The organism is Anaerocolumna sp. (assembly GCF_032079385.1).
GTDB lineage: Bacteria > Bacillota > Clostridia > Lachnospirales > Lachnospiraceae > Anaerocolumna.
Genome location: NZ_DAMAUC010000001.1, coordinates 406,814 through 416,619, shown reverse-complemented (window position 1 = coordinate 416,619; position 9,806 = coordinate 406,814). Strand labels below are relative to the sequence as shown.

Annotated in this window: 6 protein-coding genes; 4 read left to right on the top strand and 2 right to left on the bottom strand. The window is 37.8% G+C overall.

Annotated features, from left to right (window positions below):
* Nucleotides 1-324: 324 nt before the first annotated feature.
* From RT261_RS01705 to RT261_RS01690, 4 genes are all read left to right on the top strand, one after another.
* The gene (locus RT261_RS01705) at nt 325-1,401 is read left to right on the top strand and encodes an alcohol dehydrogenase catalytic domain-containing protein (protein ID WP_313128535.1); all 1,077 of its coding nucleotides are present in this window, start codon (nt 325-327) and stop codon (nt 1,399-1,401) included.
* A gap of 263 nt (nt 1,402-1,664) precedes the next feature.
* On the top strand, nt 1,665-3,203 hold the full coding sequence (locus RT261_RS01700; protein ID WP_313128532.1) for an FGGY-family carbohydrate kinase: 1,539 nt from the start codon (nt 1,665-1,667) through the stop codon (nt 3,201-3,203).
* A gap of 78 nt (nt 3,204-3,281) precedes the next feature.
* A complete protein-coding gene (locus RT261_RS01695) occupies nt 3,282-4,565 on the top strand; it encodes a sn-glycerol-1-phosphate dehydrogenase (RefSeq protein ID WP_313128530.1) in 1,284 nt (427 codons plus the stop codon).
* Nucleotides 4,566-4,656: 91 nt separating this feature from the next.
* Nucleotides 4,657-5,403, top strand: coding sequence for a glycerophosphodiester phosphodiesterase (locus RT261_RS01690; RefSeq protein WP_313128526.1), 747 nt, complete (start codon nt 4,657-4,659; stop codon nt 5,401-5,403).
* 130 nt (nt 5,404-5,533) lie between these two features.
* Here RT261_RS01690 and RT261_RS01685 read toward each other — a convergent pair whose 3' ends face one another.
* On the bottom strand, nt 5,534-7,630 hold the full coding sequence (locus RT261_RS01685) for a hypothetical protein (protein WP_313128524.1): 2,097 nt from the start codon (nt 7,628-7,630) through the stop codon (nt 5,534-5,536).
* 97 nt (nt 7,631-7,727) lie between these two features.
* Entirely contained in the window at nt 7,728-9,797 is a 2,070-nt protein-coding gene (locus RT261_RS01680) for an efflux RND transporter permease subunit (protein ID WP_313128521.1), read from the bottom strand.
* Nucleotides 9,798-9,806 lie beyond the last annotated feature (9 nt).

The following is a 9,806-nucleotide window of genomic DNA, read 5'->3' as shown; positions in this document are numbered from 1 at the left end:
AAGGCACAAATTGCTACTATTATCAAAAGGTGCTAAAGCACCAGAAGCGAGGTTAGTCGAAAATAAACTTTCGACCGGCAATTTGCGCAAAGGCACAAATTGCTACTATTATCAAAAGGTGCTAAAGCACCAGAAGCGAGGTTAGTCGAAAATAAACTTTCGACCGGCAATTTGCGCAAAGGCACAAATTGCTACTATTATCAAAAGGTGCTAAAGCACCAGAAGCGAGGTTAGTCGAAAATAAACTTTCGACCGGCAATTTGCGCAAAGGCACAAATTGCTACTATTATCAAAAGGTGCTAAAGCACCAGAAGCGAGGTTAATATGAACAATATTCCAAAAACTATGAAGGCATTAGTAGCTTATTCAAAAGATGATTATCGCCTGGAACCGACTTATCCGACTCCGGAATGCGGACCTGACGATATCATTATTAAGACCGAAGCCTGTGGTATCTGTGCCGGTGATGTAAAATGTAAGCATGGCGCCGCAATGTTTTGGGGTGATGAAACTCAACCATCCTGGGTAAAACCCCCATTTATACCGGGACATGAGTTTTTCGGCCGTATTGTGCAGATGGGTGAGAATGTAAGAAATTATAAAATTGGTGAGCGTATTATAGCCGATCAAATTGTTCCCTGTGGAGAATGTCGTTTCTGCAAAGACGGACATTATTGGATGTGTCAGCCTCATAACATCTTTGGTTTTCAAAATACCAATAATGGAGGTATGGCAGAATACGTAAGATTTCCTAAGAACGCCGTTATCAGCCGTGTGCCGGATTCCATGGCAATAGAGCAGGCACTTCTTATAGAACCATATGGCTGTTCCAAACATGCCGTTGATCGGGCTCAAATCACTAATGAAGATGTTGTAGTTATATCTGGTGCCGGCACATTAGGTCTTGGAATGATTACTTATGCAAGGATGAAAAATCCTAAGGCATTAATCGTTCTGGACATGATTGACTCCCGTCTGGAAAAAGCACGTGAATTCGGTGCTGATTATGTGTGGAATCCTTCTAAGATGGACGTACTCTCAGAAATTAATAAAATGACGGATAATTATGGCTGTGATATATATATTGAAGCGACAGGCCATCCCTCCAGTGTTACTCAAGGCTTATCCATGATTCGTAAACTAGGACGTTTTGTAGAATTCAGTGTATTTGGTGCACCTACAACGGTTGATTGGTCAATCATAGGTGACCGTAAAGAACTTGATGTACTTGGTTCACACTTAAGCCCTTATGCTTATCCATTTGTTATTGAAAATATGGCTAACGGTAAATTAAAAACAAATGGTGTTATTACCAGAATGATGCCAATTGAACAATGGGAAAAAGCTTTTGAATACTCCGACGGTAAGGAAGGAGATTTAAAGGTAGCACTTACATTCTAATCTATGAGAACATAAATCAGGTTGAGGGTATTCTGCTGTTAAAAGCCACAGAACACCCTCAACGGTTATAGAATCGAGGTTAGGTCGAAAACAAAGTTTTCGACCGGCAATTTGTGCAGAGGCACAAATCGCATCGTTATTAAATGGCGCTAAGGCGCCAAAATCGAGGTTAGGTCGAAAACAAGTTTTCGACCGGCAATTTGCGCAGAAACACAAATCGCATTGTTATTAAATGGCGCTAAGGCGCCGGAATTGAGGTTAATATGAATTATTTAATCGGAACGGATATTGGTACTTCAGGGACAAAATCCATTGTTATGAGCACAGAAGGCAAATTGATTTCTCAGGATTTACAGGAATATGATTTAATCACTCCAAGACCATTATGGGCAGAACAATGGCCGGATGTATGGGTAGATGCAGCTTTCCGGTCCATTCATAATGCAATGAAAAAAGCGGATATAGATCCGTCAGATGTAAAAGGTATCTGTGTAAGTTCTTTATATGGCGGCTCCGGTATTCCGGTGGATGCGGAAATAAAACCTCTCAGGCCTTGTTTGATCTGGATGGACAGACGTGCGCAAAGCCAGGAGGAATGGGTGAAAAATAATATTGATGCAGAACGTTTATATACAATTACCCATAATGGTACAGATCCATATTACGGCTACCTGAAGATTCTCTGGATAAAAGATAATGAACCGGAAATCTGGAAAAAAACAAAACTATTCCTGACCCCCAACTCCTATTGCATTTATAAAATGACCGGTGAAATTGCAATTGATTATACTTCCGCAGGAAATATCGGTGGAATCTTTGACATAGAAAAACGTTGCTGGTCTGATGAGATGCTAAATGCAATGAATATACCAAAATCCATGATGCCGAACCGCCTGGTGGAATCCAGTGATATTGTCGGCAACCTTACTGAAAAAGCCGCTAAAGAACTAGGCCTTACAGCCGGAACTCCGGTATGCGCCGGTGGTATCGACTGTGTGGTTGCCACATTAGGCCTGGGTGTATTTGAGCCTGGTTCCTACGCTGCAGCCATTGGAACTTCTATGTGCGCTGCTCTAGTACACGACAAACCAATAGCCAGTAAAGGTCTGATCGAAATGCCCTACGTAAAGGATGCCCGCAAGCTTTCCTATTCTTTTGGAGGCGGGGCTACTGCAGGAGCACTTATTAAATGGTTTCGGAATAATTTTGCGGAATTGGAGATGCAGGAAGAAAAACAAAATGGCAAAAATGCCTATGATCTTCTTAATGACGAAGCGGAAAAACTTTCTCCCGGCAGCGATGGTATTGTTATACTTCCATATTTTATGGGCGAAAGAAGTCCAATCTGGGATACCAATGCAAAAGGCGTTGTATTCGGCCTGTCACTTACTCATTCAAAAGCCCATGTATATCGTGCCTTTTTAGAAGCCGTTGCATACAATCTGCGCCAGACTATGGAATCTACAGGAACTAATTTAGGTAATTCCATTCTATTGGCAGGCGGTGTGACAAAATCAAAATTGTGGAAACAAATATTTGCTGATGTTACAGGGTATTCTGTTATTTGTCCAAAAGAAGATGTCGAGGCTAACTTGGGAGATGTTATTTTAGCCGGAGTCGGTACCGGCCAATTCACTTACAAGGATATTAGAAATTGGCAGGTATTAGATGATAAAATTAGTCCTAATCCAGAAAATCATGAACTCTATAACCGCTACTATGCCATATATCAATCTTTATATAAAAATTTAAAATCGGATATGGCGGCTCTTACTAATATTAATCAAATGACTGTTAAATAGCAGTAAGAGCAGGATGTCTAACATCACTATTAAAATCCTGCTCTTCTGCCTTTGCTAGTTTATAGAAGGAGTTTCCTTATGGATATTAGAAATTTATTGAATGTTAACAGGAATTGTAACTGTGGAAAATTACATAGCTGTGACATTAAAGATGTAATAGTTGAAAAAGGAGCGCTTAACCAGCTTACAAACCTTACCCAAATGTATCATAACATTTTACTGGTTGCGGACCAGAATACTTATGATATTTGTGGTAAGGAAAGTCAAATGCTGCTCCGGAATAAAGTCGTGGATGTACTGGTTTATGAAGGATATGACATATTAGTCCCAAATGAAGAAGCTATCCAGAAATTATCTGATAACGTTACTGATAAAACCGATTTAATAATTGGTATCGGGTCGGGAGTATTAAATGACTTATGTAAATACGTAAGTTTCATAAAGAAATTGCCCTATTTTATTATTGCAACCGCCCCTTCTATGGACGGATATGCCTCCAATGCTGCAGCCATGATTATAGAAAATATGAAAATAACCTATGAGGCACATGTCCCTTCCGTAATTATAGCAGATGTAGACATACTTAAAAATGCACCCATAGAACTAATAAAATCCGGTTACGGAGATATTATAGGAAAATATTCCTCACTTAATGACTGGAAATTAAGCCGTATTGTGAAAAATGAATACTTTTGTGAGTATGTTTATGATTTGACTTACCAAATGGTGAAATCCACAGAAGAACTTGGCAGCCGTTTATTAGAGAGAGATGAATACAGTATTAAAACTCTGATGGAAGCATTAATTATTGTAGGTATTGCTATGAGTTTTATTGGAAATTCACGTCCTGCCTCCGGAAGTGAACATCATTTATCACATTATTTTGAAGTGGTTGGCTTATTAAATCATGAACCATACTTTTTACACGGAATTGATGTTGCATATTCAACGATTATTACTGCAAAACTTAGAAAAGAATTATTAGAAATTGATATTCCTAAGCAAATAGCTGAATTTAGTAAAAATAAATGGGAAAAAGAAATCCATACTATTTATTCGGAAGCAGGTCCCGGTATTATCAATTTCCAAAATAGCTTAGGTTGGTACGAAGACCGTAATAAGCTGAAAATCTATATGGACCACTGGAAGGAAATCAGCCAAGTCTTATCAGAAACTCCTGACTCTGAATATATTATTAAAATCCTGAAGCAGGTGAAGCTATCCTATGATGACTTCAAATCTTTATATGGCGAAGAAAAAATTAAGGATGGTATTTGGTATGCAAAAGATCTTAAGAATAGATATACTGTTTTATGGATGTATTATGATTTATTCTATGGCAGCAAATCATTATCTTTATAAATAACTGCAACAAGTAGTACATAATTTAAATCTATTTATAAATTTCTCTAAAAACCTATATAGAGTAAATGGAAAAGATAGAAAGGCAATAATGATGTGGGAACAATCAGAAAATAATATCTTAGTAGTTGGGCATAGGGGTGCAAAAGCATTCTATCCCGAAAATACAATATTATCTTTTCAAAAAGCCATTGAACTTGGTGTTGATGGAATAGAAATGGATATTAATATGACAAAAGACGGACATCTTGTTGTGATTCATGACAATACCGTGGATAGAACAACTAACGGAACCGGTAAAGTTGCAGACTTCAATATGAGTGAGATAAAAGTACTTGATGCCGGAGGTTATTTTTCTCCAGACTATACAGGAGAAAGAATACCGGCCTTTGAGGAATTTTTAGAATTGGTGAAGAATAAAAAACTTTTACTAAATGTAGAAATTAAGGACTATAGAACATGTGTCATAGATAAAACCATAAAAATGCTTGAGGAATACAAACTAACCGACACTTACGTCATTACTTGTTTTGACGCGAATGTAACTACATACGCTCATAAAAAATACGGTGTTAAAACTCAGGGTTTTCCCCAATGGCTTGTAATAAACTATAATGAAGAATCCAATTCCCATTACTATAGCGTAGGGATTGGAATGAAAGATTTAACCAGGGAATTGTGTGATAAATATAAAGAATTGAATATAGATCCCTGGTGCTGGTGTCCTGATGACGAAGAAAATGTTTTAAGAGCCATTGAATGTGGCTCTACTCTTGTAACCGTTAATAACCCAATACCTGCTTTGAATATATTGAAAGCAAAAAATTTACATCAGTAATACCAATCCCAATATTGTTTAAATTTATATATCATATGAACGCAATTTTGCTGACTGCAAAGTTGCGGTTCATATGTTTTACAAAAAATTATTATTTTACCAAATGTCCCTGCCAATTATATCAATACGTCTACTTAGTCTCGTTATCAGATACCTCAATGGCATCGGTTTTGTAAATAAATCTTACACTGCCATTCATATCTTTACTGATACCTGCAAATGACTTGTAATCTTTGGATACTTCCGAAGTAGCACGTAACCTGTCTATCAGACCGTTCAAATCTCCATCAACAGCATCTATCAGTTTCTGTACTCCTTGATCATTAAATTCCTTAAGTCCGTCGGAAAGCCGCTTAGCACCATCCTTTAGCTGTGATACCCCATCTACCAGTGCACTGCTGCCTTCTTTTAATGTGTTAAGACCGGCATATAGTTCACCTGCTCCGTTCTTAAGTCCGTCTGTTCCTTTTTTAAGTGTTTCTGTTCCGTTTTTTAGTTCTTTCGCACCGGAACTAGCTTCTGCGACACCGTCTGTATAAGTTAACAGACCTTGATAGAACTGATTGTAGCTGTCTAGCTGTGTTTTAAGGGCGGCAATACCGGATGCTCCTGACTTGGCACTATCTACCGCCTTATTAATCTGTGATTTTACTTCATCAGATTTCATTTTTTCATCTGTTAAATTCTTAATCTGTAATTTTGTATTTTTAGCGATCTCTTCCTTAATTTCTGAGGAGGACATTTGCTTTTCCACTGCTCCTGTGATTTTTGCCTGTGTCTCACCAGAAAGCTTTCCACCTTTGACTGCTGCTTCATATTCCTTTGCAGTCATTGGCTGACCTACAGCTTTAAGTACACCTTCTAAAACTTTCTCACGAACAGCTGCCTCAACTTTAGAACTTATGGCAGCTTCCTGTGCACGTACAGCTGACTCTACCTGACTGTATGCCTTATTGTATGCCATATTATAGACAGTTTTTCCGTCCAATGAAGACATAACACCATTCAAAACAGTACTGTAGTTATCTATAGTAAGTTTTTTTACAGTAAGTCCTGCATCAGCCAACTGTGAATCTGCCATGGAAAGTAAAGATTCAAATACCTGCTTTGCTCCGGCATTCAGAGTGGTGTTATTGGAAGACAAAGTGTCGAGTCCAGTGGCCAGTTTTGCGGCACCATCCTGTAATTTTGCGGCACCATCCCCAAGCTCTCCGGTTCCTTCAGACAGCTGCTTTGCTCCTGTAGTAAGCTGGTTGATTCCATCAACCATTTCACCGGATTTATCAAGCAAAGTAGACAAGCCATCATAAAGTTCAAAAGCTCCATCTATAAGCTGATTCATGGCATCCGTTAATTCATCCAAAGAACCGGATAAGTCATCCAGGCTGTCTACATTATCCAAATCTACATTATGGAACAGTTCATTTGTAGCAATGCTTATGGTTGCAGCCAATTCAAAGTCAGTAACATCCGCAGTAATTTCCACATAATCAGGAATTTCAAAAGTATCCTTTTTCAAATTCAGGTTATCAGAAAGACCAGGAAAAGCAATTCCAGCAATGACGGTACGGTCACCATCATTCATCAATCTTCCGTTAGTAACCTCAATATTTCTGAAATTATCATTGTTAAGTACCATACCGGTAAGTACGGAAAAAGGTACATACATCTTTTCCTGTTTACCATCTATATTCACCATTTCATATTGATTATTCGTATAATCAAAACGAATTGTTACTTTACCTCTTTTTCCTTCCAGTTCCTCAGCTGAGATAGCACTGCCATCTAACTTATAACTGATATCAATATTTACAGGCAATTCTTTTTTAATATTACCCTGGTAATAGATATCATTACCCTGGGCATCCCAGACATTCATGTTATCTCCATCTGTAGTATAACTTTCATCGCCCTTCATATTAATGATATTTTCCAGATCCGTTCTATCCTGAATCTTATCACCTGCAATGGCATTTTTAATCCAATCGCTGACAATAATCTTTTTTGCGGTACCATTAGAACCGGAAATGACATAAACAGTTTCATCTTTACTTATTTCAGCATCTTCATCAATAACCGTTTCTTCTTTATTTATATTTAACGTTTCATTTACTTTTGTATTATTTGAACCGGTGGCATATACTGCAAAACTTATACCGCCGCACAAAACGAAAAATCCTGATAATAGTGAAAGAGTTTTCACTAAACGCTTCTTTTCCTTTTTCATGTTTTAGCCTCCAAATCTGTTTTTAAGTATTATAATTAGACTCTTATGAATCTTTAGTTACATCACTCAACCTTAATCTATATGATTATATACCTTCTTATCTGTTTGGTTTAAAACCCAAACTTGTGGCACAGATAAATCGATCCAGCAGCATAAAAGCAGCCGGCAATATAAAGATTACACAAAGCATACTAATAATAGCACCCCTTGCCATCAACATACACATAGAACTTATGATGTCAATATCTGAATATATTGCAACACCAAAGGTAGCTGCAAATAGCCCCATTGCACTGACAACAATAGATGGAATTGAGGCAGAAAGAGCAGTTGTTATAGCATCATGCTTATCAGAGCCGTTTTGACGTTCTGCTTTATATCTTGTAGTCATAAGGATTGCATAATCCACTGTTGCTCCAAGTTGAATGGTACTGATACATATAGGTGCTATGAACGGCAGGGACTGGTTTAAATAATAGGGTAGACCAAGATTTATAAATATAGCCAGTTCTATAACAGCAACCAGAACAAAGGGCAGTGAAAAACTTTTTTCCACTAATGCAATAATAATAAATATTGCAACGATAGAAACAGCATTTACTACTTTGAAGTCTCTGTCGGTGGTTTCAATCATGTCCTTCATACAAGGAGCTTCACCAATTAACATGCCTTTTTTGTCATATTCTTTCAGTATCTTGTTCATCTGATCTATCTGTTCATTTACCTCATCACTGGACACTTTGTATTCTGAGTTGACAAGGTACAGTTCCCATTTGTCACTTTTTAAAACATTTGTTAAGGATTGCGGCAAAATCTCCTCGGGAACCCGTGAACCTAGTACCGATTCCAAACCAAGTACATATTTTACGCCATCCACACTTTCCATATTCTTTATCATAGCCTTGATAGATTTATCTGGCAGATTGGCATCTACGAGAATCATATGGGTAGATGCAATATCAAAATCCTCACTGAGTTTGGAATTGGCTATGACATATTTCATATCTTCTGGAAGGCTCTCACCCATATCATAGTAAACTTCTTTGTTGGTTTTGCTGTATCCATAATAAGCAGGTACAATAAGAATTGCAAAGATTGCAAGAAATATTGGAAATACCTTGGTTATCTTGCGGGCCAGTTTATCCATATTGGGAATCAGGGCTTTATGTTTTGTTTTCTGTAAAGGTCCATCCATCAATATAATAATTGCAGGAAGGGTCGTAACGCAGCCTAACACGCCTAAAATTACGCCTTTAGCCATAACAATACCAAGATCCCGTCCGAGGGTAAAAGTCATGAAACAAAGTGCAATGAATCCTGCTACGGTAGTCAATGAGCTGCCAATTACAGCAACAAGGGTTTCATTTATGGCTATTGCCATAGCTTCCTTATGGTCTGAATAGCGGCTTCTTTGCTCATTATAACTATGCCATAAGAAGATAGAATAATCCATTGTAACCGCAAGCTGTAAAACAGCGGAAAGAGCTTTCGTTATATAGGAAATCTCTCCAAGGAAATAGTTGGTACCCATATTCAGCAATATAGACATACCAATGCTTGCCAGGAATATAAATGGTATCAGCCAGCTGTCCATAAATACTATCATGGCTATACAGGCAAGAATAACAGCAATAGCTACATAAATTGGTTCTTCTTTCTCACACAAATCTTTCAGATCTGTTACCAAAGCGGACATACCGGACAGAAAACACTGTTCTCCTGAAATAGAGCGAATTTCCCGAATAGCATCCATGGTATCATCCGATGAAGTGGATGTATTAAAGAAAATAGCCATCATAGTAGCATTCTCTGAATTGAAGGCATTGTAGACCTTCTCCGGCAGTAGTTCCATAGGAATCGAAATATCCAGCATACTGTCATACCACAGTACTGTTTCCACATGTTCCACTTTTTCTATTTTTGATTTTAAAGCAGATACATCCTTATTAGACATTCCCTCCAATATTACAAATGAAAACGCCCCTTTTCCGAAGTCGTCCAGAAGCTCATTCTGACCGATGACTGTATCCATGTCCTCCGGTAAATAATTAAGCATATCATAATTAATTCTGGTAGATGCCATACCGAAGATAGAGGGAATCATCAGAATGGCAGCAATAATCAGAATCGGTATGCGGTGTTTTACAACCACTTTCCCAAATTTCATAATCTATTT

What these genes read in the sequence shown, in the direction of transcription:
- RT261_RS01700 (WP_313128532.1), top strand. Translation starts at nt 1,665, where the DNA reads ATGAATTATTTAATCGGAACGGATATTGGTACTTCAGGGACAAAATCC.
- RT261_RS01690 (WP_313128526.1), top strand. Translation starts at nt 4,657, where the DNA reads ATGATGTGGGAACAATCAGAAAATAATATCTTAGTAGTTGGGCATAGG.
- RT261_RS01685 (WP_313128524.1), bottom strand. Translation starts at nt 7,630, where the DNA reads ATGAAAAAGGAAAAGAAGCGTTTAGTGAAAACTCTTTCACTATTATCA.
- RT261_RS01680 (WP_313128521.1), bottom strand. Translation starts at nt 9,797, where the DNA reads ATGAAATTTGGGAAAGTGGTTGTAAAACACCGCATACCGATTCTGATT.
- RT261_RS01705 (WP_313128535.1), top strand. Translation starts at nt 325, where the DNA reads ATGAACAATATTCCAAAAACTATGAAGGCATTAGTAGCTTATTCAAAA.
- RT261_RS01695 (WP_313128530.1), top strand. Translation starts at nt 3,282, where the DNA reads ATGGATATTAGAAATTTATTGAATGTTAACAGGAATTGTAACTGTGGA.